At 65.9% G+C, this 23,679-nt stretch carries 21 protein-coding genes and 9 tRNA genes; 14 read left to right on the top strand and 16 right to left on the bottom strand.

Features of this window, described 5'->3' with window-relative positions; translation table 11 throughout:
* The first annotated feature begins 42 nt into the window (after nt 1-42).
* From ABE463_RS00830 to ABE463_RS00785, 10 genes are all read left to right on the top strand, one after another.
* Nucleotides 43-441: a heavy metal-responsive transcriptional regulator gene (locus ABE463_RS00830; protein ID WP_346466889.1), complete on the top strand. Its 399-nt coding sequence runs from the start codon at nt 43-45 to the stop codon at nt 439-441.
* Nucleotides 438-2,789: a heavy metal translocating P-type ATPase gene (locus tag ABE463_RS00825; RefSeq protein ID WP_346466888.1), complete on the top strand. Its 2,352-nt coding sequence runs from the start codon at nt 438-440 to the stop codon at nt 2,787-2,789. The genes ABE463_RS00830 and ABE463_RS00825 overlap by 4 nt, the downstream gene beginning before the upstream one ends.
* 81 nt (nt 2,790-2,870) lie before the next feature.
* A tRNA-Ala gene (locus tag ABE463_RS00820) sits at nt 2,871-2,946 on the top strand.
* A 53-nt stretch (nt 2,947-2,999) separates the two neighbouring features.
* Nucleotides 3,000-3,075: transfer RNA gene (locus tag ABE463_RS00815), tRNA-Glu, on the top strand.
* Nucleotides 3,076-3,219: 144 nt separating this feature from the next.
* Nucleotides 3,220-3,295, top strand: a tRNA-Ala gene (locus ABE463_RS00810).
* 51 nt (nt 3,296-3,346) lie between these two features.
* Nucleotides 3,347-3,422: transfer RNA gene (locus ABE463_RS00805), tRNA-Glu, on the top strand.
* Between the two features lie 134 nt (nt 3,423-3,556).
* A tRNA-Ala gene (locus tag ABE463_RS00800) sits at nt 3,557-3,632 on the top strand.
* Nucleotides 3,633-3,681: 49 nt separating this feature from the next.
* A tRNA-Glu gene (locus tag ABE463_RS00795) sits at nt 3,682-3,757 on the top strand.
* Nucleotides 3,758-3,863: 106 nt separating this feature from the next.
* Nucleotides 3,864-3,939 (top strand) — tRNA-Ala (locus ABE463_RS00790).
* Nucleotides 3,940-3,988: 49 nt separating this feature from the next.
* Nucleotides 3,989-4,064: transfer RNA gene (locus ABE463_RS00785), tRNA-Glu, on the top strand.
* 50 nt (nt 4,065-4,114) lie between these two features.
* On the opposite strand, the gene ABE463_RS00780 is transcribed toward ABE463_RS00785, so the two are convergent.
* Nucleotides 4,115-4,531, bottom strand: a complete 417-nt coding sequence (locus tag ABE463_RS00780) for a GNAT family N-acetyltransferase (protein ID WP_259259741.1) — start codon at nt 4,529-4,531, stop codon at nt 4,115-4,117.
* A gap of 105 nt (nt 4,532-4,636) precedes the next feature.
* Between ABE463_RS00780 and ABE463_RS00775 the strand changes: the two genes are divergently transcribed.
* Nucleotides 4,637-5,593: an SOS response-associated peptidase family protein gene (locus ABE463_RS00775; RefSeq protein WP_346466887.1), complete on the top strand. Its 957-nt coding sequence runs from the start codon at nt 4,637-4,639 to the stop codon at nt 5,591-5,593.
* A 7-nt stretch (nt 5,594-5,600) separates the two neighbouring features.
* Here the strand turns inward: ABE463_RS00775 and ABE463_RS00770 are convergent, their stop codons facing one another.
* Nucleotides 5,601-5,981, bottom strand: coding sequence for a response regulator (locus tag ABE463_RS00770; protein WP_346466886.1), 381 nt, complete (start codon nt 5,979-5,981; stop codon nt 5,601-5,603).
* A gap of 124 nt (nt 5,982-6,105) precedes the next feature.
* Here ABE463_RS00770 and ABE463_RS00765 point away from each other — a divergent pair.
* Nucleotides 6,106-6,192: transfer RNA gene (locus tag ABE463_RS00765), tRNA-Leu, on the top strand.
* A gap of 71 nt (nt 6,193-6,263) precedes the next feature.
* Here the strand turns inward: ABE463_RS00765 and ABE463_RS00760 are convergent.
* From ABE463_RS00760 to ABE463_RS00710, 11 genes are all read right to left on the bottom strand, one after another.
* Nucleotides 6,264-6,674 carry a DUF4189 domain-containing protein gene (locus tag ABE463_RS00760; protein ID WP_346467161.1) on the bottom strand — a complete coding sequence of 137 codons (411 nt, stop codon included), beginning with the start codon at nt 6,672-6,674 and terminating at the stop codon, nt 6,264-6,266.
* 127 nt (nt 6,675-6,801) lie between these two features.
* On the bottom strand, nt 6,802-8,655 hold the full coding sequence (locus tag ABE463_RS00755) for a methyl-accepting chemotaxis protein (RefSeq protein ID WP_346466885.1): 1,854 nt from the start codon (nt 8,653-8,655) through the stop codon (nt 6,802-6,804).
* A gap of 267 nt (nt 8,656-8,922) precedes the next feature.
* The gene (locus tag ABE463_RS00750; RefSeq protein WP_346466884.1) at nt 8,923-11,139 is read right to left on the bottom strand and encodes a PAS domain S-box protein; all 2,217 of its coding nucleotides are present in this window, start codon (nt 11,137-11,139) and stop codon (nt 8,923-8,925) included.
* Nucleotides 11,140-11,289: 150 nt separating this feature from the next.
* On the bottom strand, nt 11,290-13,665 hold the full coding sequence (locus tag ABE463_RS00745; RefSeq protein ID WP_346466883.1) for a Tex family protein: 2,376 nt from the start codon (nt 13,663-13,665) through the stop codon (nt 11,290-11,292).
* Between the two features lie 206 nt (nt 13,666-13,871).
* Nucleotides 13,872-14,087, bottom strand: a complete 216-nt coding sequence (locus tag ABE463_RS00740; protein ID WP_282257565.1) for a hypothetical protein — start codon at nt 14,085-14,087, stop codon at nt 13,872-13,874.
* Between the two features lie 159 nt (nt 14,088-14,246).
* Entirely contained in the window at nt 14,247-14,705 is a 459-nt protein-coding gene (locus ABE463_RS00735) for a hypothetical protein (protein ID WP_259259733.1), read from the bottom strand.
* On the bottom strand, nt 14,702-14,905 hold the full coding sequence (locus tag ABE463_RS00730) for a PspC domain-containing protein (protein WP_123729552.1): 204 nt from the start codon (nt 14,903-14,905) through the stop codon (nt 14,702-14,704). Before ABE463_RS00730 ends, ABE463_RS00735 begins: the two co-directional genes overlap by 4 nt.
* 47 nt (nt 14,906-14,952) lie before the next feature.
* A complete protein-coding gene (locus ABE463_RS00725; protein ID WP_346466882.1) occupies nt 14,953-15,324 on the bottom strand; it encodes a YfeK family protein in 372 nt (123 codons plus the stop codon).
* Nucleotides 15,321-16,391: a class III poly(R)-hydroxyalkanoic acid synthase subunit PhaC gene (gene phaC / locus ABE463_RS00720; RefSeq protein WP_346466881.1), complete on the bottom strand. Its 1,071-nt coding sequence runs from the start codon at nt 16,389-16,391 to the stop codon at nt 15,321-15,323. The genes ABE463_RS00725 and phaC overlap by 4 nt, the downstream gene beginning before the upstream one ends.
* Nucleotides 16,388-17,413 carry a class III poly(R)-hydroxyalkanoic acid synthase subunit PhaE gene (gene phaE, locus ABE463_RS00715; protein WP_346466880.1) on the bottom strand — a complete coding sequence of 342 codons (1,026 nt, stop codon included), beginning with the start codon at nt 17,411-17,413 and terminating at the stop codon, nt 16,388-16,390. The genes phaC and phaE overlap by 4 nt, the downstream gene beginning before the upstream one ends.
* Before the next feature lie 52 nt (nt 17,414-17,465).
* On the bottom strand, nt 17,466-18,080 hold the full coding sequence (locus tag ABE463_RS00710; RefSeq protein WP_070474651.1) for a CDP-alcohol phosphatidyltransferase family protein: 615 nt from the start codon (nt 18,078-18,080) through the stop codon (nt 17,466-17,468).
* Nucleotides 18,081-18,457: 377 nt separating this feature from the next.
* Between ABE463_RS00710 and ABE463_RS00705 the strand changes: the two genes are divergently transcribed.
* Nucleotides 18,458-19,108 (top strand): class I SAM-dependent methyltransferase, encoded by a 651-nt coding sequence (locus ABE463_RS00705; protein WP_346466879.1) that lies wholly within the window; start codon nt 18,458-18,460, stop codon nt 19,106-19,108.
* A gap of 19 nt (nt 19,109-19,127) precedes the next feature.
* Here the strand turns inward: ABE463_RS00705 and ABE463_RS00700 are convergent, their stop codons facing one another.
* The 3 genes from ABE463_RS00700 to ABE463_RS00690 form a co-directional block, all read right to left on the bottom strand.
* Nucleotides 19,128-19,616 (bottom strand): 8-oxo-dGTP diphosphatase, encoded by a 489-nt coding sequence (locus ABE463_RS00700; protein ID WP_088435401.1) that lies wholly within the window; start codon nt 19,614-19,616, stop codon nt 19,128-19,130.
* Between the two features lie 57 nt (nt 19,617-19,673).
* A complete protein-coding gene (locus ABE463_RS00695) occupies nt 19,674-20,183 on the bottom strand; it encodes a DUF1249 domain-containing protein (RefSeq protein ID WP_259259729.1) in 510 nt (169 codons plus the stop codon).
* 145 nt (nt 20,184-20,328) lie between these two features.
* Nucleotides 20,329-21,150: a pyruvate, water dikinase regulatory protein gene (locus ABE463_RS00690; RefSeq protein WP_019184148.1), complete on the bottom strand. Its 822-nt coding sequence runs from the start codon at nt 21,148-21,150 to the stop codon at nt 20,329-20,331.
* 143 nt (nt 21,151-21,293) lie between these two features.
* Between ABE463_RS00690 and ppsA the strand changes: the two genes are divergently transcribed.
* Nucleotides 21,294-23,672, top strand: a complete 2,379-nt coding sequence (ppsA, locus tag ABE463_RS00685; protein WP_313211142.1) for a phosphoenolpyruvate synthase — start codon at nt 21,294-21,296, stop codon at nt 23,670-23,672.
* The last annotated feature ends 7 nt before the right edge of the window (nt 23,673-23,679 follow it).

The following is a 23,679-nucleotide window of genomic DNA, read 5'->3' as shown; positions in this document are numbered from 1 at the left end:
GACTCCAAGGTTCACAATCACCCCATCATCCAGGAGGTGGTCATGAACATTGGACAGCTCGCACGCCAGGCCGGCGTGCCTATCGATACCGTCCGCTATTACGAGCGGCAGCACCTGCTTCCCACGGCGCAACGCAGCGCGGGCGGCTACCGCGTCTTCAGCGCCAACGACCTCACCCGCCTGCAGTTCATCCGGCGCGCCAAGGCACTGGGCTTCACCCTGGAGGAAATCGGCGAACTGCTCAGCCTCAGCGATCAACGTGGCCAGGACATGGCCCAGGTCCGCGACAGTGCGGTGGACAAACTCGCCGACATCGAAACACGCATCCGCGAACTCCAGCGGATGCACGCCGCGCTCAAGCAGTTGGTGGATGCGTGCCCGGGCCACGGCGATCTGCAGCAGTGCCCGATCCTCTCCGCACTGACGGAGACTCACTCATGAGCAAGCCCCACGCGCAGGGTGGCGGGAGTTGCTGCAGCGCCAGGGCAGCGAGCGGCGCCACTACCGTGAAGGATCCGGTCTGCGGCATGGATGTGGATCCCGCCACGACCGCCCATCACGCCCGGCATGACGGCAGCGACTACCACTTCTGCAGCGACGGGTGCCGGCGCAGGTTCAGCGCCGATCCCCAGCGCTACCTGGAACCGTCCACGCATGTGGCCGAGCCGGTGCCGGCGGGCACGCTGTATACCTGCCCGATGGACCCGGAGATCGTGCAGGAAGGCCCGGGCACCTGCCCCATCTGCGGCATGGCGCTGGAGCCGATGATGCCCAGCCTCGAGGAGGGCGAAAACCCGGAACTCATCGACTTCCGCAGACGGTTCTGGTGGAGCCTGCCGCTCAGCGTGGCCACGATGACGCTGGCCATGCTGGCGATGACGCCGCTGCTGCACGGCTTGTCGCCGGACCTGCGGGTGTGGATCGAGTTGGCCCTGGCCACCCCGGTGGTGCTGTGGGCCGGCTGGCCGTTCCTGCAGCGTTGGGCGCAGTCGATCCGCAACCGCAGCCCGAACATGTGGACGCTGATCGGGACCGGTGTACTGGCCGCCTACGGCTACAGTGTGGTCGCCACGATCGCACCGGGCCTGTTCCCCCCCTCGTTCCAGCAGCATGGGCATGTGGGGGTGTATTTCGAGGCGGCCGCCGTGATCATTTCGCTGACCCTGCTGGGGCAGCTGATGGAACTGCGGGCCCGTGCCAAGACCTCTGCCGCGATCAAGGCACTGCTCGGTCTGGCGCCGAAAACCGCCCGCGTCCTGCGCGACGATGGCCACGAAGAGGACGTGGACATCACCGCCCTGCAACCCGGCGATCGCCTGCGCGTACGGCCGGGTGAAAAAGTACCGGTGGATGGCACGGTGCTGGAAGGCCGGTCTTCCATCGATGAATCGATGCTCACCGGCGAGCCCGTGCCGGTCAGCAAGGCCGTCGGTGATACGGTGATCGGTGCCACCCTCAACGGCACCGGCAGCCTGGTGATCCGTGCCGACCGGCTCGGCGATGACAGCATGCTGGCGCAGATCGTGCAGTTGGTGGCGCAGGCACAACGCTCGCGTGCGCCGATGCAGCGCATGGCCGACACCGTCGCGTACTGGTTCGTCCTCGCCGTGCTTTCCGTTGCGGTGCTCACCTTCTTCGGCTGGGGTCTGTTCGGACCCGAACCGTCCTGGACGCACGCCGTACTGAGCGCCGTGGCGGTGTTGATCATTGCCTGCCCCTGCGCACTGGGGTTGGCGACGCCGATGACGATCATGGTCGCCACCGGTCGCGCCGCGCAGCACGGTGTGCTGTTCCGCGACGCTGAGGCCATCGAAGCGTTGCGCCAGATCGATACGTTGGTGGTGGACAAGACCGGCACGCTGACCGAAGGTCGGCCGGCATTCCGCGCGGTGCAGCCGGTTGCACCGTTCAGCGCCGATGAGGTGTTGCGCTGGGCAGCCAGCCTGGATCAAGGCAGCGAACACCCGCTGGCCGCGGCGATCGTTGCCGAAGCGCGTGCACGCGGTGTCACGCTGACCAGTGTGGACGAGTTCGATTCCCTCACCGGCATGGGCGTACAGGGTGTGGTCGAGGGCAAGGCAGTGTTGTTGGGCAACACGGCGCTGATGGATGAGCACGGCATTGCGCTGGATGCGCTGCGAGACGCTGCAGAGCAGCTACGGGAAGCCGCCGCCAGTGTGATGTACCTTGCCGTGGACGGTCGGCTCGGTGGTCTGCTCGCCGTGGCCGATCCGATAAAGGCGTCCACCGCGGAAGCGATCGCGCAGTTGCATCGTGATGGCCTGCGCATCGTAATGGCGACCGGCGATGGAATCGCCACGGCGAAGGCCGTCGCAGCGGAGCTCGGCCTGGATGAAGTGCACGGCGAAATGCGCCCTGCCGACAAGGCCGAGCTGATCCGCTCGCTGCAGGCGCAGGGGCGCAAGGTGGCCATGGCCGGCGACGGCATCAACGATGCGCCGGCACTGGCTAGCGCGGATGTTGGTATCGCAATGGGCAACGGCACCGACGTGGCGATGTCCAGTGCGCAGGTGACCTTGGTCAAGGGCGATCTGCGCGGGATCCTGCGGGCACGCCAGCTATCGACGGCGAGCGTGCGCAACATGCTCCAGAACCTGGGTTTTGCGTTCCTCTACAACGGGCTGGGCATTCCGGTTGCAGCCGGCGTGCTGTATCCGCTCGGCATCGCGTTGTCGCCGATGTTGGCCGCGGTTGCGATGAGCTTGAGTTCGGTATCGGTGATCAGCAACGCATTGCGTCTACGCCATCAACGACTGCCCAGCCGATGAGCGCGCATGCATGATGAACTTTCTTCACTTTTTCCTTGCCAATCCAAAACGTCGTCGCTATGATTTCGCTCCTCACGACGTGGGGCCATAGCTCAGCTGGGAGAGCGCCTGCATGGCATGCAGGAGGTCGGCGGTTCGATCCCGCCTGGCTCCACCAATCCGATCATTAGGCCGATCAGATTGCAGTGACAAAATTTAAAGTTTTCGTGCGTCCCCATCGTCTAGAGGCCTAGGACATCACCCTTTCACGGTGGCGACCGGGGTTCGAATCCCCGTGGGGACGCCAATTGCAACGCACTAAGCCCTGACTTCGGTCGGGGCTTTTTGTTTGTGGCGCGTCGATCAATGTCCGGCATTCTTTCTTCGGTATTTCAGAAAAAAGACTTGGCGAACGCTTCACGGCCGCGTAGAATTCCGCCTCCAGCATCGTGGGGCCATAGCTCAGCTGGGAGAGCGCCTGCATGGCATGCAGGAGGTCGGCGGTTCGATCCCGCCTGGCTCCACCACTCCGGACCTTAGGCCGTTCGGGTGTGCTGAACAATTTGATGAGTTTATGCGTCCCCATCGTCTAGAGGCCTAGGACATCACCCTTTCACGGTGGCGACCGGGGTTCGAATCCCCGTGGGGACGCCACTCATCAGAAGAACACCGAGGCCCGGCATGCCGGGTCTTTTTGTTCACCGCCTACTGCGGTTGCGATGCGGATGCCCGAAAGGCTTCCACAAACGTGAACAGGCAGATATACTAGGCGGCTCGCGGTACAACGTGGGGCCATAGCTCAGCTGGGAGAGCGCCTGCATGGCATGCAGGAGGTCGGCGGTTCGATCCCGCCTGGCTCCACCACTTCTCCGGACACAGGCCGTCCGATAGAAGCCAAAATTCGGTTTAACGCGTCCCCATCGTCTAGAGGCCTAGGACATCACCCTTTCACGGTGGCGACCGGGGTTCGAATCCCCGTGGGGACGCCAGCTTCAAACAAACAGCCCTGACTTCGGTCGGGGCTGTTTGTTTTTACGAACCCCCTTCCCATCCGGTGAAACCACCGCTATGATAGGCGGCTCGCAGCACAACTGTGGGGCCATAGCTCAGCTGGGAGAGCGCCTGCATGGCATGCAGGAGGTCGGCGGTTCGATCCCGCCTGGCTCCACCACTTCTCCGGACACAGGCCGTCCGATAGAAGCCAAAATTCGGTTTAACGCGTCCCCATCGTCTAGAGGCCTAGGACATCACCCTTTCACGGTGGCGACCGGGGTTCGAATCCCCGTGGGGACGCCAGCTTCAAACAAACAGCCCTGACTTCGGTCGGGGCTGTTTGTTTATGGGCGCTATGCCACGACCTTGGCCATTCCCACCGAACGCGGCGCGGTCAAGGCAAAGCCGAACTGCGCGTACAGCCGGTGCGCCTGGCCGTCGGCGATCAGGCTCACATACGCACCCACGGCATGACCCCGCAGCCAGTCATCCAACTGCTGCATCACAGCCTTGCCCAGGCCCTGCCCTTGGCGGTCCGGCACGACCGCGATATCCACCACCTGCAGGAAACAGCCGCCGTCGCCGATGATCCGGCCCATCGCCAGCAGCCGGTCACCCTCGCGCATGCTCACGCCAAAAATCGTGTTGGGCAGGCCTCGCGCCGCCGCCTCGGCCGTCTTGGGGCTCAGCCCGGCGAGCACGCGCAGCGCGCGATACTCCTCCACGCTGGGCGGCAACGGAATGCAGTGAACACCGGCGGGCAGCGACATGACGCGGCTCCAGTAATGAATGGACGCTCAGCTTGCCCGAATGGATTCGCAGGATGTGCGACCCATCGGCCTATCCTGTCCCCCTGCCCGCCCTGTTGCCCTGCCATGTGCTATTCCGCCCAGATCCGTGCCGACTACACCAAGCTGGTCCGTGAGTACGGCGCCATGCTGTCGCTGGACGAGTTCGCCCAGCTGTATGCCCACGACGCCGGCAAGCAACGCCCGAAAACCCCCAAGGCGATGGACGATGGCTTCGCTGGTGCGCGCACGCCCCTGGGCCAGGAGATCGTGGCGCGGATCCAGCAGTGGCATGCCGAGGAAATGCAGGCCCTCGACGAAGAAGTGCGGCTGCAGGGCGCGCGTTTGAAGGCGGCCGAGGCGCAACTGGCCGCGCGCGCCACACAGAAGGTACGCAACGAGGTACGCGTCGCGGGCAACCGCATCGACCGCGCACAGACACGCCTGTCCGATCTGCAACGCGCCGGCCTGGTTCCACGCGACAGCCGCATCTTTCCCGGCGTGTATGCACCCGTGATCGTGTCCGAGCAGGGCCAACGCGTGATCAAACCCATGCGCTACCAATGCCGGCTACCGGACAAGCCCGCGCGCAACGACGTGCTGTATCCCGGCACCTACAACGCGCGCCGCGACAGCCTCGAGGCGTATTGGAAATCCGCGTTTGGCCATCAGCATGGCGTGGTGGTGGTGCAATCGTTCTACGAGCACGTGCCGCGGCACGCCCTGGAACAGCGGTTTCTGTCGCCAGGCGAAACAGCCGAGAACGTTGTCTTGGAATTCAGCCCGCAGCCACCGCGCGATCTGCTGATCGCCTGCCTGTGGTCGGAGTGGGAAGGGCCGGAAGGCCGGTTGCTGTCGTTTGCCGCCATTACCGATGCGCCGCCGATGGACGTGGCGCGCACCGGCCATGACCGCTGCATCGTGCCGATCCGGCCGGAATATCTGGACGCCTGGTTGAACCCGGATCCGCAGGACCTTGCAGCGCTGTATCGGATCCTCGACGACCGCGAGCCGGTGACACTCGCCCATGCCGAAGCTGCGTGAGTGCTGCTCAGCCGGCGACGGAATCGCCGACCTGCGCGCGCGCCAGCGCAGCGTTCAATTCGGCACTCAGGTACGGCTTGCTCAGGATCACGCCCGAACGGAAGGCATCGGGCAGATGCGCGGTGGCCATGCCGGTCGCCAGCACGAAGGGAATCTGGCGCGCCGCCAATGCCTGGGCGACAGGCTCGCTGGTTTCGTTGTTGGCCAGCCGATAGTCCAGCAGGGCAACCTGCGGCTGGGTCTCGCCCAGCAGGCGCAGCGCCTCGCCCACCGAGGCCGCCAGCCCCACCACGATGGCGCCGGACTGGACCAGCTGCATCTGCAGCAGGGCCGCGCTCATTTCGTCGTTCTCGACCACCAGTACCCGAAGATCCTGCAGCGCGCTCATGACGACTCCCTGTATGGTTCAGCGCGATGAGTATAGCGTCCTGTGTAGGTGAAACCCTGACAGGAACTTAAGCATTCAGGTCTGCACAGATGTGTGAATTTTGTATACACTACGCGGCCAGCCAGCCGAAGTGGCGGAATCGGTAGACGCAGCGGACTCAAAATCCGCCGCCCTTAAAAGCGTGTGGGTTCGAGTCCCACCTTCGGCACCATGGAAAACCAGAACGCCCCGGATCGACGGATCCGGGGCGTTTTTTCATTCCGCTCGGCAGCGCCGCGACCGTTACCCGGCCGGCCCGATGGGAGGCAGGGTATGTGGCGGGATCGCGGGAACCGGCGGCACGGACGGCGCCACCGGTTCTTCGCGCCACAGTAGTACCAGCCGGCAGTCCCCTGCCTTTCGCCGGCACATCGACTCGGCCTTGCGCTGAGCAGCTGCATCGTCCTGTGCGGACAGGGCAATACCCATGGCACCCGTGCCCGTATACAGCGCCGAGTAACCGCCCTCCGAGGTGCTGGCCACAGTGCTGCAGTCAGGTGAGCGCTGCGCGCAATACCCCAGCGCCTGTTGCATGGCCGTGCTGATGCTGCGCTTGTTCATTGAATAGCCGTAGGCACCGGTGTGTGCGTCGTAAAACACCGCCGACGCCGCCCCCGCAGTGCAAGGCAGGGCCATCCCCATGACCAGCAGCATGTTCAACCGTGGTGCAATCCGCATTGTGATACTCCGACCTGTCCTTGGAAGATCGAGTATCCCAAAGCCGCGCGCCGTGTGCATCACGGTTTACTGCGGCGCGCGGTAGGGGTTTCCCGCACTGCAGTTAGACCAGACGCAGCGCGGGCTGGCCGGTAATGGGATTGAGGTGCACCGAGCGATGCGTGCCCGCTCCCCCCACCCGGAATGCCGCCACCGTCTGCAGCAACTGGGTGGACTGCTCTTCCATGCTGCGCGCGGCGGCCGAGGCTTCCTCCACCAGGGCGGCATTCTGCTGGGTGCTCTCGTCGATATGCTCGACCACCTGGTTGATCTGCTCGATGCTGTCGCTCTGCTCACGCGCGGCCGTACTGATGTCGGCCATCAGATCGCTTACCCGCCTCACGCTGACCACGATCTCGTCCATCGTGCGCCCGGCGCTCTCGACCTGGCGCGTGCCCGCGCCCACCTTCTCGACCGAATCCCCGATCAGCTGCTTGATTTCCTTGGCCGCTTCGGCCGAACGCTGCGACAGCGAGCGGATTTCCGACGCCACCACGGCGAAGCCGCGACCGTGTTCGCCGGCACGCGCCGCTTCGACGGCCGCATTGAGCGCAAGGATATTGGTCTGGAAGGCGATGCCGTCGATCACCCCGATGATGTCGACGATGCGGCGCGAGGAGTCGTTGATCAGCGACATGGTCGAGACCACCTCGTGCACCACCTGGCCCCCCTGCGCAGCCACCTCCACCGCCCCGCCCACCAGCTGGTTGGCCTGCACGGCATTGTCGGCCGTCCGCCGCACGGTAGCGGTCAGTCCCTTCATCGAAACGGCCGTTTCTTCCAGGGCAGCGGCCTGCTGCTCGGTGCGCACGGAGAGGTCGCTGTTGCCTTCGGCGATCTCGCTGGCGCCCACCGCGATGGTGTCTGCGGCCAGCTTGATCTGGGCGATGATGCCGGCCATCGCTTCGACCAGCGCATTGATGCCGTCGCAAAGCTCGGCGATCGGGCCGGTTTTGTCCTGGGTGGCGATATGTCCGGTCAGGTCCCCGCTCTGGGCGGCGGCCACCACTTCGCGCGTCTGTGCCACGGCCTCCTGCAATGCCTGGGTGTCACGCACCTGAGCGGTGATGTCGGTTGCATATTTGACGACCTTGAACGGACGACCGTTCATATCGTAGATCGGGTTGTACGAGGCCTGGATCCAGACCTCGCGCCCGCTCTTGCCCAATCGTTTGTACTGGCCGGCGTCGTACTCGCCACGGCCGAGTTTCGCCCAGAACGCACGATACTCGGCACTGTCGCGGTAGCCAGGCTCGGCGAACATGGAATGGTGCTGGCCGCGCACCTCGTCCAGCGTATACCCCATGGCGGCGAGGAAGTTTTCGTTGGCGGCCAGGATGCGGCCGTCGAGATCGAACTCGATCACCGCCTGGGACTTGTTGATCGCCGCCAACTGGCCGGCAAAATCGGCGGCCTGGAATTTCTGTGCGGTGATGTCGGTGGCGAACTTGACCACCTTGTAGGGCCGCCCGTCGGCGTCGAACACCGGGTTGTAGGACGCCTGGATCCAGATGTCACGGCCGCCTTTGCCGATGCGGCGGTACTGTCCTGCATCGAATTCGCCGCGCCCCAGATTCGCCCAGAAGTCCCGATATTCCCTGCTTTTGGCGTACTCGGGATCGACGAACATGGCGTGGTGCCTGCCCTGGATGTCGTCCAGCGTGTAGCCGAGCGTCTGCAGGAAGTTCTCGTTGGCCTGCAGGATGGTGCCGTCCAGGTCGAACTCGATCACGGCCTGGACCCGATGCAGGGCCTTGACCTGGTCTTCCAGCTCGCACTGGCGCTGTCGGGCGGCGGAGACCGCGCCCTCCGTGCTGCGGCGGGAAGCGAACAATGTGGCGAAAGCGTGTCGCGGGGACCATGCACCTGTATCGGATGCACGGTCGGGCACATGCGTGTGCAAGCCTGAAGTAAGCATCGTTAGACCTCGGTGTCCGTTTAGCGAATAGGTCAACCCCGGGCGGTGGCCCGGTAGCGGTATTCCGTTGGCTGGACTCACGAAGATCGCCAGTGGGGCTGACGTTACTTCAGTGCGCTTCAAACACCGCGACAGGCGGCGGCAATGAACCGTTCAAACAGGTGTAAAGCCAGATATCCACGTGAGTGTGCAGGCAATGACTGCGAGTCATACAACGGCCGAGATTCCGGGAGCTTTAGGGCGCGCTGCGGTTAAGCCTGCACCGGCTCACTCGCCACCCTCCGAGCCGTCCTGGCTCTCAAGCACCTCCACGTCCCCCGCCACCAGGGTCTCCACCTGCACGTTGTCACGTCCCATCGCCTTGGCCCGGTAGCACTGCGCATCGGCGGCGGCCACCGCATCATCCACGCTCATGCTGCCACCGATCCGGGCGATGCCGATGCTGGCGCCCACCTTCAGCCGCTGCAGGTCCCAAGGAATGGACAGCCCGCGCAGCGACTCCAGCAGGTCGCTGGCGATCCGGCGCGCGCGTTTGAGCGAACAGCCGGCCAGGATCACCGCGAACTCATCGCCCCCCAGCCGCGCCACGATGTCCGAATCACGTACCCCATGGCGCAGCAGAATGGCCACCGCCCACAGCACGGCATCGCCGGCGAGATGGCCATGGGTATCGTTGACCGGCTTGAACCGGTCCAGGTCGATGTACATCAGCGACGCCGACTGCCCCGTCCGGGCGACCCGGGTGATGGCCTGCTGCAGGTGAGCCTCGAACCCGCGCCGGTTGCTCAGCTCGGTGAGCGGGTCGACTTCGGCCAGGTGCCGTGCTTCCCGCTGCCGGGCGCGCTGCTGGGTGACATCGCGGATGACCCAGACTGCGCCGGTGGTCTGCCCGTCCTCGCCACGCAGCCAGGCCCGGGTGACGTCCACCGGCAACAGGTGGGCGCCCACCGAGAGCAGCAGATCCGAATGGAGGTCGACGGCATTGCTCTCCGGGTCCAGCAGCACGGCCAGGTCCAACGGCGAGCGCGGCGCGTACTCGGTGGTCAGCTCCATGACGTCCTGCAGCTGACCGCCGGCCAGTGATTCAGCCCCCTCGCCGGCCAGCGCGCGTGTGGCCGCCGCGTTCGCGTACTGGATGCCACCGTGCAGATCCAGGGTCAGCACCATGTCGGCCACCGCATCCAGGGTGACCCGGGTGCGCTGTTCGGATTCGCGCAGTTGCTGGCCACTCTGGCGCTGCACCGTCACGTCCTGGATCTGGGACACGAAATGCAGCGGCTCCCCACTCTCCGAGCGCACCAGCGAGACCGAGAGGCGCCCCCAGACCAGGTTGCCGGCCTTGCCCAGGTAACGTTTTTCCATGTGGTAGTGGTCGCGACGCCCGGCCAGCAGGTCGCCAAGCAGGGCCAGATCGGTGTTCAGATCATCGGCGTGGGTGAGCGTCTGGAAGTCGATCTGCAGCAGTTCGGCGCGGGTGTAGCCGAGAATCCCGCACAGCGCATCGTTGACGTCCAGCCAGCGACCTTCCAGCGAGACCAGGGCCATGCCCAGCGCCGCCGATGAGAACGCGCCGGCGAACTTCTTGGCCGCCACATGGGCCTGCTCACGCACTTCCAGCAGCGGGGTCAGATCCACCGCCATGCCCACGTAACCGATCCGGCCGCCCGCACCGTCGAGCGGGCTGATCGACAAGCGCACCTGGCGGCGCTCACCGTCCTTGCGCACGAAGGTCCACTGACGTGACCAGGTGCCCTGGGTCGCGCGCGCGGTGAGTGCCTGGAAGATGCTCGGTACTTGCCCGTCCGCCGGTGCGTCGGCCTGCAGATAGGCACGCATTTCATCCGGATCGTGGAACCGGCCCAGGTCGACCCGGCCGATCACCTCCTCGGCGGCGTAGCCCAGCAGCTTCTGCGCGCCGGTGTTGAACAGATTGATCACGCCGTCGATGTCGGTGGCGATCACCGCTACTTCGTCGGACGCATCGACCACCGCTTGGAGCCGCTGCCGCATGTCCGCCGCGTCCTGCCGGGCCTGCTGCAGATCGGTGACATCGGCATGGGCGCCGGCCATCCAGATCGGCCTGCCCTGCCCATCCCGCTCGTAGACGCGCCCGCGATCCTGCACCCAGATCCAGTGCCCCTGCTTGTGGCGCATCCGGCACAGACTCTCGTAATGCGCGGAGCGGCCTTGCAGATGCTCGTCCAACAGCGCATTGGACTGCGCCAGATCCTCGGGATGGACCAGCCGGAAGAAGGTCTCCGGCGTGATCGGCGCCAGCTCCTCCCGCGTATAGCCAACGATCTGCGCCCAGCGTTCGTTCACCCGCATCAGGCCGTCGGGAATGTTCCAGTCCCAGGTGCCAGCCGCGGTGCCCTCGATGATCATCTCCAGGCGACGGGCGTGCTCGGCCATGGCCGGCAGGGCGGCCTCGACGTCACCACTGTGGCCCGGCCGGTCGCCCGGCGCTGCCTGTTTGTCGGTCATCTGGCCTCCCCGCCGCCCATCCACCATACCGGCATTCAACGCAGAGTTTGCGTAAACCCGCGTCAAACCAGAAGTGCCTCCGGCACGAACCGGTCGCCTGAAACGCCAAAGGCCGCCCGAAGGCGGCCTCTGGGCGTTCCCGCGCCGGCCTCAACCGCCGCGCTTGGCCCGCGCGAAGGCATCGGCCAGCGCGTTGTTGGCCGGCGGCGCCGCACTGCCCGGCCGCGGGCCGGACGGGGTGCCACGACCGCTACCGCGCGGCCCATTGCCCGCCCCGCCGTCACGGCGGCCGCCACCGGCCGGGCGCGCATCGCGCTCACCGGACGCCTTGGCCGGGGCCGGGGTGTCATCCAGACGGCGGGTCAGCGCGATGCGCTTGCGCGCCACGTCGACCTCCAGCACCTTCACCTTGACGATGTCACCGGCCTTGACCACGTCACGCGGATCCTTGACGTAGGTATCGGACAGCGCGGAGATGTGGATCAGGCCATCCTGGTGCACCCCGATATCCACGAAGGCACCGAACGCGGCCACGTTGCTGACCACGCCTTCCAGGATCATGCCGACCTTGAGGTCTTTCAGCTCCTCGACCCCGTCGGCGAAACGGGCCGCCTTGAACTCCGGGCGGGGATCGCGGCCGGGTTTTTCCAGTTCCTTGAGGATGTCGCGCACGGTCGGAACACCGAAGGTGGCGTCGGTGAACTGCTCCGCCTTGAGCCCGCGCAGGAAGCTGCCGTCGCCAATCAGTGCCTTGATCGGGCGTGCGGTGGCGGCCACGATGCGCTCCACCACGGGGTAGGCTTCCGGGTGCACCGAGGAGGCATCCAGCGGCTGGTCGCCGTCGGCGATGCGCAGGAAGCCGGCGCACTGCTCGAAGGTCTTCTCGCCCAGCCGCGGCACCTTGAGCAGATCCTTGCGGCGCTTGAACGGACCGTTGTCATCGCGATGCCGCACGATGTTCTCGGCCACGGTGGACGACAGCCCCGACACGCGCGAGAGCAGCGCCGCCGAGGCGGTGTTGACGTGCACGCCGACCGCGTTGACACAGTCTTCCACGCGCGCATCCAGCGCACGCGCCAGCCGGTACTGGTCCACGTCGTGCTGGTACTGGCCCACACCGATCGCCTTGGGCTCGATCTTGACCAGCTCGGCCAGCGGATCCTGCAGGCGGCGCGCGATCGACACCGCACCACGGATCGACACGTCCAGGTTCGGGAACTCCTTGGCCGCGAATTCCGACGCCGAGTAGACGGACGCGCCGGCTTCGCTGACAACGATCTTCTGCAGCTTGGTGTCGCCCAGCGCCTTGATCACGTCACCGGCCAGCTTGTCGGTCTCGCGGCTGGCGGTGCCATTGCCGATCGCGATCAGTTCCACGTTGTGCTGCACGCACAGCTGCTTGATCGTGTGCAGCGACTGGTCCCACTGGCGGCGCGGCTCGTGCGGGTAGATGGTGTCGGTGGCGACCAGCTTGCCGGTGGCATCGACCACCGCGATCTTGCAGCCGGTGCGGATGCCCGGGTCCAGGCCGAGCACGGCCTTGGGGCCGGCCGGGGCGGACAGCAGCAGGTCCTTGAGGTTGTCGCCGAAGACCGAGATGGCTTCGGCCTCGGCCTTTTCGCGCGCCTGGTTGAACAGGTCCAGCAGCAGGTGCATGTGCAGCTTGGCGCGCCAGGTCAGGCGGCAGGCGTCCAGCAGCCAGCGATCACCGGGGCGGCCGGCATCACGGATGCCCGCGTTGTGCGCGACACGGCCTTCGGCATACAGATTGCCGGCCTCGGCATCGCTGCCCGGGTCCAGTTCCAGGAACAGGATTTCCTCGCGGCGCGCGCGGAACAGGGCCAGCAAGCGGTGGGACGGAATCTTCGCCAGCGACTCGGCATGTTCGAAGTAATCGCGGTACTTGGCGCCCTGCTCTTCCTTGCCTTCGGCGACACGTGCGCGGATCACGCCGTTCTCGCCCAGCCAGGTGCGCAGCTCGCCGACCAGCGCGGCATCTTCGCCCCAACGCTCCATCAGGATCGCGCGCGCACCTTCCAGGGCCGCCTTGACGTCGGCCACGCCCTTGTCGCTATCGACGAAGGTCGCGCCAAACACCTGCGGGTCCAGGCCCGGATCGGCCAGCAGGCCATCGGCGAGCGGCTCCAGGCCGGCTTCGCGCGCGATCTGGGCACGGGTGCGGCGCTTGGGCTTGTACGGCAGGTACAGATCTTCCAGGCGCGACTTGGTGTCCGCGCCGAGGATCTCGTTGCGCAGCTCGTCGCTGAGCTTGCCCTGTTCGTCGATGCTGGACAGCACCGCGGCGCGGCGGTCTTCCAGCTCACGCAGGTAGGTCAGGCGCGTTTCGAGGTTGCGCAGCTGGGTATCGTCCAGCCCGCCGGTGACTTCCTTGCGGTAGCGGGCGATGAACGGAACGCTGGCGCCTTCGTCCAACAGGGCGATGGCGGCCAGGGCCTGGGCGGTCTGGGCACCGATCTCATCGGCGATGGTCTGGGCGATCTGCTGCGCGAGCTTGATGTCAGGCATTGCTTCCGGCCGGAGCCGCTTTTGCGGAAAGAACCCATTCTGGCGATGCGCGGCGGCGGGGGAAAGCCGTTGACAGGTCGGGCCGAACCTGTCGCCCCGTGGCGATGACCACACGAAGGTCCTGCGTTCACGCCGGCATCCTGCGTGGGGCTGCGATGCCGGCGCGGGCGCCCGCGACAACCGGGCACCTCTGCGGTGTGACTGGCTTACCGGTAATGCACGGCCGCGCGTTGGTAGACGATCTCGTCGTGCATCGACTCCAACGCCATCACCCGCACCTTGCCCACACCCTGCAGTTCCATGAACCGCTCGGTGTAGATCTCCGGACCCAGCTCGGTATCGGCCTGGGACTTGCTGAAACCATGGGGCACCAGGCCCTTGTCGCCATCCTTGCTACCACCGACATAAAGAACGATTGCCATGTGATGTATTCCTCCAGAAAAACGGTTGCTCATACAGCGCTGCAAGCTTACCCCGGCAAACCTGACTGATTCGTCATGCAGGCTAATAACGTTTTTTTGCATGCAGATGACGTCGCGTTGTCGACGTTTTTCTTACATGAAATTAACGCGGAAATAACGTCACCGCGCAGCACGCCACGATGGCCACCAGCCCCGCCCCTGCAGCGCATAGACATCGGCCGCCCGCTCGAACGGATTGCGTGCACTGACCCCACCGCACAGCAGGTACACCGGCAGGTACAAAGGCCCCAGCACCAGATACTGGTAGACGTGCGCACGTTCGTGGTCGTGCAACCCGATCACCGGCTCGGTGGCGTGACCGGCCTGGTGTGCATAGGTGCGGCATGGCACGTCCAGCACCGGCCCGGTGTGCAGGATGACGTTGCCCAGCGTGATCGCCCCGCCCGGCCCCCACGGAAATTCGCGGAACACGATCGCGCAGTCACGCCCGTTCCACGACGGGCGCGCACCGGCCAGCATCCCGGCGGTGCCAGCGGCCAGGCCGATCAGGGTGTTGGGTGAGGTCCACAGCGCGCCAAGCCCCTGCAGCGCGCGCAGCAGCCCCGGCGAGAGGCTCAATCGGCCTCGTTGGGGATCAACAGCCACAGGATCAGGTAGACCAGGATGCCCGGGAAGGCGGCCGAACCGATCGAGATCAGCACGAACAGCACCCGTACCAGGGTGACGTTCCAGCCGTAGCGATGCGCGATGCCGCCCATGACGCCGGCGATCATGCGGTCGTTGAGCGAACGGGACAGCGGGCGCGGCGGTGTGTTCATGCACGGGGTCTCGAGCCGGTAGGTGCCGACTCTAGCGCGAACCGTGTCTACGGGGTGCGTTGGCGCAGGGCCTTGAGCCGCGCGCCGAACCACACCGCTGCGGTCTGCTCGGGCTGGCCCGGACAGGCAATCCGGTAGGGCTTGCCGCTCATGCTGCTCTGGCTGGCGGCACGTTCGATGAACTGCTCGGCCGTGTCCACCTTGTCTTTCTTGAGCAGGTAGTCGTACTTGCGCTGCAGATGGGCCCGCGCCTCGGGCGCATCGTGCCAGCTGCCATTGCGCTGGAACCGGCAACTGGAGCCATCCAGCGCGCCGATCAGGCCGGCGATCTCGCGGCGGGCGGTTTCGCTGGGTGCGGCGTGGGCGGTACCGATGCCCAACAGACCCACAGCCAGCCAGAGAAGGCGACGAGGCTTCATTGCGAACGCTCGTTCAACCAACGGGTGATGGTCACGGGCACTTCGCGCTGGGCCCGCCCGGAGACATAGATACCGATATGGCCGCCGCGGAAACTGCTCTCGGTGTAATCCATGTTGCCGATCCGGCCGCGCAACGCGCGTGACGCATCCGGCGGGACCAGATGGTCCTGCTCGGCATAGATGTTCAACACCGGCAACGTGACCTGCTGGAGGTCGACGGTGTCCTCGCCGATGCGCACGCCGTCATGCATCAGGCCATTGCCCTGGTAGAACTGCTTGATGAAGTCACGGAAGGCTTCGCCGGCGAGATCGGGCGAGTCGAAGATCCACTTCTCCATGCGCAGGAAATCCTCCAGCGCGTCCTTGTCGTCCAGGATGTCCAGCAAACCCACGTACTTCTGCACGTTGAGGCGGAACGGCTTGAGCATCAGGTAGCTGGCATTCATCAGGTCGGCCGGGATGTTGCCCAGCGTGTCCACCAGCAGGTCCACGTCCACCTGGCGCGCCCAGTGCGAGAGCATGTTGTCCGGTGTGTGGAAATCGACCGGGGTGACCATCGTGATCAGGTTGGCCAGCTTGGCCTGGCGCAGCGCGGCATAGCACAGCGCGAACACGCCACCCTGGCAGATGCCGAGCATGTTGATCGGCTCGCCGCCGTTGTGCGCCTGCAGGTGATCCACCGCACCATCGACGAAGCGCAGCAGGTAATCCTCCAGCGTCTGGTAGCGCTCGGAGCGGTCCGGGTAGCCCCAGTCCAGCACGTAGACATCGTGACCCAGTGCCAGCAGTTTCTGCACCAGCGAGCGGTCGGTCTGCAGGTCGACCATGTACGGCCGGTTCACCAGCGCATAGACGATCAGCAGCGGCGTGGCATGCACCGGCGGCTCGCTGCCGACAAAGCGGTACAGCGTGACCTTGCCGTCGCGCCAGACTTCCTCGCGGGTGGTCACGCCGTAATCGACATCGTCCACGGAGGGCAGCAGCTTCAGCCCGTCCATCAGCTTGCGCTGCATGGCCAGGGTTTCCTGCAGCAGGTCTTCGGCGTTGAAGCCCAGGGGGCCTTTCATTCGCTGCGCTTCCGGGGCTTGGTGGTGGGCTTGGTTGCCTTGGCCGGCTTGGCCGCGCGGGGTGTGCGCTTGCTCGCGGCGGCGGGTTTCACTGCGGGCTTGCGCACCTTGGCCGCACTGGCAGGTGCCGCACCCGCGCCGGCGGCCATGCGTCGCACCAGCCGCTCAAGCTCGGCGATCCGGCGATGTGCTGCATCCATTTCGGTGCGTGTCGGCAGCCCGAAGCTCTCGGTCAACCGTTCGATCTCCTGCTGGGCGGCCGCGCGCAACCGCATCTGGGCGTTGCCCAGCGAGGCGTACACCGCCTGGAACGGCTCGGACAGCGCGACCTTCGCATAGGCCTCCTCGGCCGCATCGATCCACAGATCGAACATCGCCCGCGCGCTGGTCAGCTGGTTGCCCGGCTGTTCGTGCTCGGCCAGGCGCTGCTCGAACAGGGTGAACGCATCGTCCAGCGCCTGCTTGATCTGATCCACGTAATCGCGCGAGTGCGCCTGGTAGTCCTGCTGGGCCCGCAGCAGCGCCTGCCAGCGGGCCTGGTGCTCACGGCCGGGACCAAACGCCGGGCTCTGCAGCCATGGACCGAACTGACGCTGCAGGGTTTCCAACAGCTGCAGCAGATCCGGCCCCTCGGCCTGGGTATGTCCGCGGGCGCCCTGCAGCATCCACTGCAGCAGCCCGTCGCCCTGCCCCAGCACCGCCGTGCGCCACGCCTGCGCGACTTCTGCGCTGGTGGTATCGCGACCAGCGAACTGCGCGGCGACCTGCTGCATCGTGCCGTACCAGCCACCGGCCTGTTCACGGAAGCGATGCACCGCTTCATCGGCCGGGCCGCTGGCGGCGTTGGGCATCATCTGTGCCCACCAATCGATCGCCTGCTGCCAGTTGCCTTGGCCTTCGGGGCCGGCGGTAGCGCCGGGCGGTGCCGCAGCGTGCCGAAGGGCATCGCCCCACGCACTGAAATACTGCCGCGCCAGGGCTTCTACATCGCCTGCGCCGCTGCCACTGCCCGCCGTGGTCATGACCGTCCTCCCGTCTCGGGGAACGATGATAGCAATGCCGCGCTGCCGTGCCTCACGGCTTGGGGATGCGCAGGGTCTTGCTGATCATCAGCGAGCCGGACAGCGCGAACAGCAGCACCAGTGGGTGCAGCTGCCACGGCCCCAGCTGCCATTGGCCCAGCCACAGGTCCGCGCCGGTAGCGCCGACGCTTGCCGCCACGGCCAGCACCACCACCAGCGCCAGGCTGGTCGGGATCGGGGTGCCCTCGAAGTAAGGCACTTTGTCGCCCTCGCCGGCCAGCGCTTCGGCGGTCACGTTGTAGCGCGCCAGGCGGCTGACGCCACAGCAGACGAAGTAGCTCAGCACCAGCCAGTCCCAGCCGCCCTGCATGCCGCAGGCATAGGCCAGCGCCGCCGGGGCGACGCCGAAGGAGATGATGTCCGACAGCGAATCCAGCTCACGGCCCAGCGTGGAGCTGGACTTGCGCCAGCGGGCGATGCGCCCGTCCAGCGCGTCGAAGATGAAGGCCAAGGGGATCAGGGCCATGCCGAACAGCAGATAGCTGCGCTCGCCATCCTGCAGGTAGCGCATGGCGGCAAAGACCGCGCCGGTGCCGCAGAACGCGTTGGCCAGGGTGAACCAGTCGGCCAGGTGGAACTCGCGCAACATCGAGAAGTGACGTTTCATGAAGGATCAGGTGGCGGCAATGGCAAGAGAGTACCGCGAGCGGCCCGCGCCGGGACAGCGTTCCCTACGCCACCGTACTCCAGCCTTGCCGCGCCGTTCACGCCAGCACGACCTGCGGTGAATTTTTGGCCACCCATCTTGACAGCGAGTACCGGCGGGGGCCGACGCGGCTTATCCACAAACTTGCCCACGAGTCATCCACACCCCCTGTGGACAACTCGATCTCAATAGACGCGACGATGGTCATTTGTTGATCACCGATCCTCATTGCCTCGTCCCGATCCCGCTCTGCATCCCTCCCCACAGCGGCCGCGGGTCGGCTAAGCTGGTCAATGGACTCCGCCGCCGCCAGGTCCTGCCGCCCACCGACAGGAGTCTTGCGCGTGCTTTCCCACGATGATCTGGCCGCCCAGTTGCGCCATCCGCACGGTGAGCATGCGCTTGCCGTGGCCGACGCCATGAACCGCAGCAACGGTGACCTCAACCGCGCCGCCATCGCCCTGCTGTCGATCACCCCTGGCGAACAGGTGCTGGAGATCGGCCCGGGCAATGCCGCCTTCGCACCGGACCTGCTGCGCACGCCGCGCAGCCGCTACGTGGGTGTCGATGTCTCAGCGGCGATGGTCGACGCGGGTAACGCGCTGCTGGCCGCGCACGCGCTGCAGGATCGCGCCGACGTCCGTCTGGGCGATGCGCATGCCCTGCCCCTGGACTCGGCCTGCACCGATGCGGCGCTGGCAGTGAACACCCTGTATTTCTGGGACGAACTGAAATTCCCGTTCGCCGAACTGACCCGCGTGCTTCGCCCCGGTGGCCGGCTCTGCCTGGCCTTCGGCGATGCCGCCTTCATGCGCACCCTGCCGTTCACCGCGCACGGGTTCCATCTGCATGAACTGGCCGACGTCGAGTCGGCACTGCGCAGCGCCGGCTTGACGGTGCAGGCCTGGCGCACGCATCGCGAAACCGGGCGCAGCAACGACGGCCGCGAAGTGACCAAGCACTTCCACCTGCTGCTCGCCCGCCGGTAGTGCCGGCCGCCGACCGGTATTACAGCCGGGTGTAACTCCACGACTGCATGGCGCCGTCGCGGTAGGGCATCACCCCGTGGAAGGCGCGCGGTTCGTCGTCGAAGACCAGCGGCAGGAAGCTGCGATCGCCCTCCCACAGCGGCAGGCTGTCGATCTTGTCCACGTCCACCCACTCCAGCGTGCCCTCCGGGTTGGAGGTCAGCGGTGTGCCGGTGAAGTCATCGATGACGAACACGAAGCCGAACCAGTCCTCACCGTTCTTGCCGAAGCCCGGCCAGCTGATCGTGCCGCGCAGGCGCATGGTCCCGCACTCGATACCGGCCTCTTCGCGGATCTCGCGGCGCATGCAGGCAGCGGCATCTTCATCGCGCTCCATCTTCCCGCCCAAGCCGTTGTACTTGCCCAGGTGCAGGTCACCCGGGCGGGCATTGCGGTGGATCATCAGCACTTGCTTGCCGTCGGCGGACAGCACGTAGCCCAGGGTGGCCACGATGGGGGTATAAGGCATTTCGCAAAGGCTCGGGAACACAGACCCCCGATTATGCGTGATCCGCCCGGGGACGGCTCAGGGCACCAGGCTGGTGCGGCGCGCGTCGGCCGGCGCCGTCACCGTGCCATCGCGGCGCAGCGTGGCCACGCCGTGGCCGCGCTCGGCCAGGTATTCCAGCCATTTGCCGAGAAAGGTGTTCATCCGCATGCGGTGGCTGATCAGCTCGGCCGGCGGCGGGTACATGCCCACCACATCCTGCCAGCGGCGGCCCACGTAGCAATGGGTAGTCTCGGCCTGGCGGGCGTCACGGTACAGGCGCACATACGCCGAGGGATCCGGCTGCCCGGTGACCGGGTCGGCAAAGTCATAGGTCAGGCGCAGCTCGACGGTGTAACGGTGACACTCGATCACGTCCAGACGTACATCCAGCCCATCGCCGATCGAGGAGACGTAGCTGCCCGGGACGAGCTCGGCGGGGGCGAACAGGCGCACGAGGTGCTGGTAGTTCTCGGCGTACAGGCCCATCAGCCAACTCAAGCGGCTGAGCCGGGGAATGCGTTCGATACGGGGCGATGCCTGGGCCATGGGTCGATCCTACACGTTGATCTCCCAACGTGGGGGCGGCAGCCGCCCGGCCAAAGGGGCGGCCCGCCACCGGTTCACGGACGCAGGGTAGTCCCGGCCCCGGACGAAGGAAGAGCCCCCTTTGTTGTTCAAGGGGCGCGCCGGATCAGTACATCTCGCGCTGCAGCCCCAGCGTGCCCAGCACCTTGCTCGAGATCTCCTCGATCGAGGTGTGGGTGGTGCTCAGCGTCGGGATCCGCTCCATCCGGAACATGGTCTCGGCCGCGGCGACCTCGCGGCGGCAGGTCTCCAGATTGGCGTAGCGCGAATTGGGGCGGCGCTCCTGGCGGATCTGCTGCAGGCGGTCCGGGTCGATGGTCAGCCCAAACAGCTTTTTGCGGTACGGGCGCAGCCGCGGCGGCAGGCGGTCCTGCTCCAGATCCTCATCCGTCAGCGGGTAATTGGCCGCGCGGACCCCGTAATGCAGGGCCAGGTAGATGCAGGTCGGGGTCTTGCCGGCCCGGGACACGGCCACCAGGATCACGTCGGCATCGTCGTAGTTGATGGCGATGCCGTCGTCGTGGGTCAGTGCGAAGTTCATCGCATTGATGCGGCGGTGGTAGGTCTCGAAGTCGACCATGCCGTGGGCCTGGCCCACCCGGGAATGCCGGTTGACCGCCAGTTCGCGCTCCAGCGGCTCGATGAAGGGGGCGAACACGTCCAGCATCAACCCGCCGCTTTCGGCCAGGATGATGCTCAGCCCGCTGTCCACGCAGGAACTGACCACGATCGGCCGAACCTGGTAGCGCTCACCCGCTGCACGGATCCTTTCACAGGCTTCCCGCGCTTTTTCCGGATCATCGATGAACGACATTCGGTCGGTGATGAAGCTGAACCCGGAGAACTGGGTCAGGAGGCTATGCCCAATGGTTTCAGCGGTGATACCGGTTCCATCGGACACGTAGAACACCGGACGGATCGTCGACATACGGCTTTTACCCCCTCCGAAGCTTAAAAAGGCTGTCGATACAAGCTTGTGCCGACAGCGGTCTGCCCGGCATCATATCGGCTTCTTCCTACGGACGTGGCCATCCAGCCCGCCTCGGGCGATGGCCAAACGGAGCATCGCGCTTGAACGAGAACATCCTGTGGTTGCACGAACTGCGCCTGGCCGATCTGGCCCGCGTAGGCGGCAAGAATTCGTCGCTGGGCGAAATGATCGGCAATCTTGCCGGTCTGGGGGTGTCTGTCCCCGGCGGTTACGCAACCACCTCTGAAGCCTTCAAGGACTTCATCGCCCACAACGACCTGTCCAAGCGCATCTTCGACAAGCTGGCCACGCTGGACGTGGAAGATGTCGGTGCCCTGACCGTGGCCGGCAAGGAAATCCGCGGCTGGGTGATCGATGCCCCGCTGCATCCGGCGCTGGACCAGGACATCCGCACCGCCTACGCCAAACTGTGCAGCGAAAACGGCGGCGGCGACGTGGCAGTCGCGGTGCGCTCCTCGGCGACTGCCGAGGATCTGCCCGATGCCTCCTTCGCCGGCCAGCAGGAGACCTTCCTCAACGTGACCGGCGCCGACGATGTCGTGCTCAAGGTCAAGGAAGTGTTCGCCTCGCTCTACAACGACCGCGCGATCGCCTACCGCGTCCACCACGGCTTCAAGCACGAGGACGTGTTCCTGTCCGCCGGCGTGCAGCTGATGGTGCGCTCGGGCGTGGGCTCCTCCGGCGTGCTGTTCACCCTGGACACCGAGTCCGGCTTCCGCGACGTGGTATTCGTCACCTCCTCGTTCGGCCTGGGCGAAATGGTCGTGCAGGGTGCGGTCAACCCGGACGAGTTCTACGTCTACAAGCCCACCCTGAGCGCCGGCAAGCCGGCGATCCTGCGCCGCTCGCTCGGCAGCAAGGCGATCCGCATGGTGTATTCGGATGTCCCCGGTGAGCGCGTGCGCATCGAAGACACCCCGGCCGAGCTGCGCAACACCTTCTCGATCAGCGACGAGGACGTGCAGGAACTGTCCAAGCAGGCGCTGGTCATCGAAAAGCACTACGGCCGCCCGATGGATATCGAGTGGGCCAAGGACGGTGTCAGCGGCAAGCTGTTCATCGTGCAGGCGCGTCCGGAGACCGTGAAGTCGCGTGGCCATGCCACCCAGATCGAACGTTTCGCACTGAACCAGAAGGACGGCAAGGTGTTGGCCGAAGGCCGCGCCGTCGGTGCCAAGATCGGTGCCGGTACCGCCCGCGTGGTGCGCACCCTGGACGACATGGCCCGCGTGCAGCCCGGCGACGTGCTGATCGCCGACATGACCGACCCCGATTGGGAGCCGGTGATGAAGCGCGCCTCGGCCATCGTGACCAACCGCGGTGGCCGTACCTGCCACGCGGCGATCATCGCCCGTGAGCTGGGCGTGCCGGCCGTGGTCGGCTCGGGCAACGCCACCCAGCTGATCCAGGACGGCCAGCAGGTCACCGTGAGCTGCGCCGAGGGTGACACCGGCTTCATCTACGACGGCATCCTCGAGTTCGAGCGCACCACCACGGACCTGGGCAACATGCCGCCGGCGCCGCTGAAGATCATGATGAACGTGGCCAACCCGGAACGTGCCTTCGATTTCGGCCAGCTGCCGAACGCCGGCATCGGCCTGGCCCGTCTGGAAATGATCATCGCCAGCCACATCGGCATCCACCCGAACGCGCTGCTGGAGTACGACCGCCAGGACGCGGCGACCAAGAAGAAGATCGACGAGAAGATCGCCGGTTACGCTGATCCGGTCAGCTTCTACGTCGGTCGCCTGGCCGAAGGCATCGCCACGCTGACCGCCTCGGTCGCCCCGAACCCGGTGATCGTGCGCCTGTCGGACTTCAAGTCCAACGAGTACGCCAACCTGATCGGCGGCAGCAACTACGAACCGCACGAAGAGAACCCGATGATCGGCTTCCGCGGCGCCAGCCGTTACGTCGATCCGAGTTTCTCGGCCGCCTTCGCCCTGGAATGCCAGGCCGTGCTGCGCGTGCGCAACGAGATGGGCCTGGACAACCTGTGGGTCATGATCCCGTTCGTGCGCACCCTGGAAGAAGGCCGCAAGGTCGTCGAGGTGCTCGAACAGAATGGCCTCAAGCAGGGCGAGAATGGCCTGAAGATCATCATGATGTGCGAAGTGCCGTCCAACGCACTGCTCGCCGATGAGTTCCTGGAGATCTTCGACGGCTTCTCGATCGGCTCCAACGACCTGACCCAGCTGACCCTGGGCCTGGATCGCGATTCGTCGATCGTCGCGCACCTGTTCGACGAGCGGAACCCGGCGGTGAAGAAGCTGCTGTCGATGGCGATCAAGTCGGCGCGCGCCAAGGGCAAGTACGTCGGCATCTGCGGCCAGGGCCCGTCCGATCACCCGGACCTGGCCGAATGGCTGATGCAGGAAGGGATCGAGTCGGTGTCGCTGAATCCGGACACCGTGGTGGATACCTGGCTGCGTCTGGCCAAGCTCAAAGCCAAGGGTTGATCCCCTC

Source organism: Stenotrophomonas sp. TWI819 (genome assembly GCF_039673075.1).
In the GTDB taxonomy this organism is placed as follows: domain Bacteria; phylum Pseudomonadota; class Gammaproteobacteria; order Xanthomonadales; family Xanthomonadaceae; genus Stenotrophomonas; species Stenotrophomonas rhizophila_B.
Note: the sequence above shows the minus strand (reverse complement) of the source record. Positions and strands in the feature narration are given on the sequence as shown.

What these genes read in the sequence shown, in the direction of transcription:
- ABE463_RS00830 (WP_346466889.1), top strand. Translation starts at nt 43, where the DNA reads ATGAACATTGGACAGCTCGCACGCCAGGCCGGCGTGCCTATCGATACC.
- ABE463_RS00825 (WP_346466888.1), top strand. Translation starts at nt 438, where the DNA reads ATGAGCAAGCCCCACGCGCAGGGTGGCGGGAGTTGCTGCAGCGCCAGG.
- ABE463_RS00780 (WP_259259741.1), bottom strand. Translation starts at nt 4,531, where the DNA reads ATGTCGCTGCCCGCCGGTGTTCACTGCATTCCGTTGCCGCCCAGCGTG.
- ABE463_RS00775 (WP_346466887.1), top strand. Translation starts at nt 4,637, where the DNA reads ATGTGCTATTCCGCCCAGATCCGTGCCGACTACACCAAGCTGGTCCGT.
- ABE463_RS00770 (WP_346466886.1), bottom strand. Translation starts at nt 5,981, where the DNA reads ATGAGCGCGCTGCAGGATCTTCGGGTACTGGTGGTCGAGAACGACGAA.
- ABE463_RS00760 (WP_346467161.1), bottom strand. Translation starts at nt 6,674, where the DNA reads ATGCTGCTGGTCATGGGGATGGCCCTGCCTTGCACTGCGGGGGCGGCG.
- ABE463_RS00755 (WP_346466885.1), bottom strand. Translation starts at nt 8,655, where the DNA reads ATGCTTACTTCAGGCTTGCACACGCATGTGCCCGACCGTGCATCCGAT.
- ABE463_RS00750 (WP_346466884.1), bottom strand. Translation starts at nt 11,139, where the DNA reads ATGACCGACAAACAGGCAGCGCCGGGCGACCGGCCGGGCCACAGTGGT.
- ABE463_RS00745 (WP_346466883.1), bottom strand. Translation starts at nt 13,665, where the DNA reads ATGCCTGACATCAAGCTCGCGCAGCAGATCGCCCAGACCATCGCCGAT.
- ABE463_RS00740 (WP_282257565.1), bottom strand. Translation starts at nt 14,087, where the DNA reads ATGGCAATCGTTCTTTATGTCGGTGGTAGCAAGGATGGCGACAAGGGC.
- ABE463_RS00730 (WP_123729552.1), bottom strand. Translation starts at nt 14,905, where the DNA reads ATGAACACACCGCCGCGCCCGCTGTCCCGTTCGCTCAACGACCGCATG.
- ABE463_RS00725 (WP_346466882.1), bottom strand. Translation starts at nt 15,324, where the DNA reads ATGAAGCCTCGTCGCCTTCTCTGGCTGGCTGTGGGTCTGTTGGGCATC.
- phaC (WP_346466881.1), bottom strand. Translation starts at nt 16,391, where the DNA reads ATGAAAGGCCCCCTGGGCTTCAACGCCGAAGACCTGCTGCAGGAAACC.
- phaE (WP_346466880.1), bottom strand. Translation starts at nt 17,413, where the DNA reads ATGACCACGGCGGGCAGTGGCAGCGGCGCAGGCGATGTAGAAGCCCTG.
- ABE463_RS00710 (WP_070474651.1), bottom strand. Translation starts at nt 18,080, where the DNA reads ATGAAACGTCACTTCTCGATGTTGCGCGAGTTCCACCTGGCCGACTGG.
- ABE463_RS00700 (WP_088435401.1), bottom strand. Translation starts at nt 19,616, where the DNA reads ATGCCTTATACCCCCATCGTGGCCACCCTGGGCTACGTGCTGTCCGCC.
- ABE463_RS00695 (WP_259259729.1), bottom strand. Translation starts at nt 20,183, where the DNA reads ATGGCCCAGGCATCGCCCCGTATCGAACGCATTCCCCGGCTCAGCCGC.
- ABE463_RS00690 (WP_019184148.1), bottom strand. Translation starts at nt 21,150, where the DNA reads ATGTCGACGATCCGTCCGGTGTTCTACGTGTCCGATGGAACCGGTATC.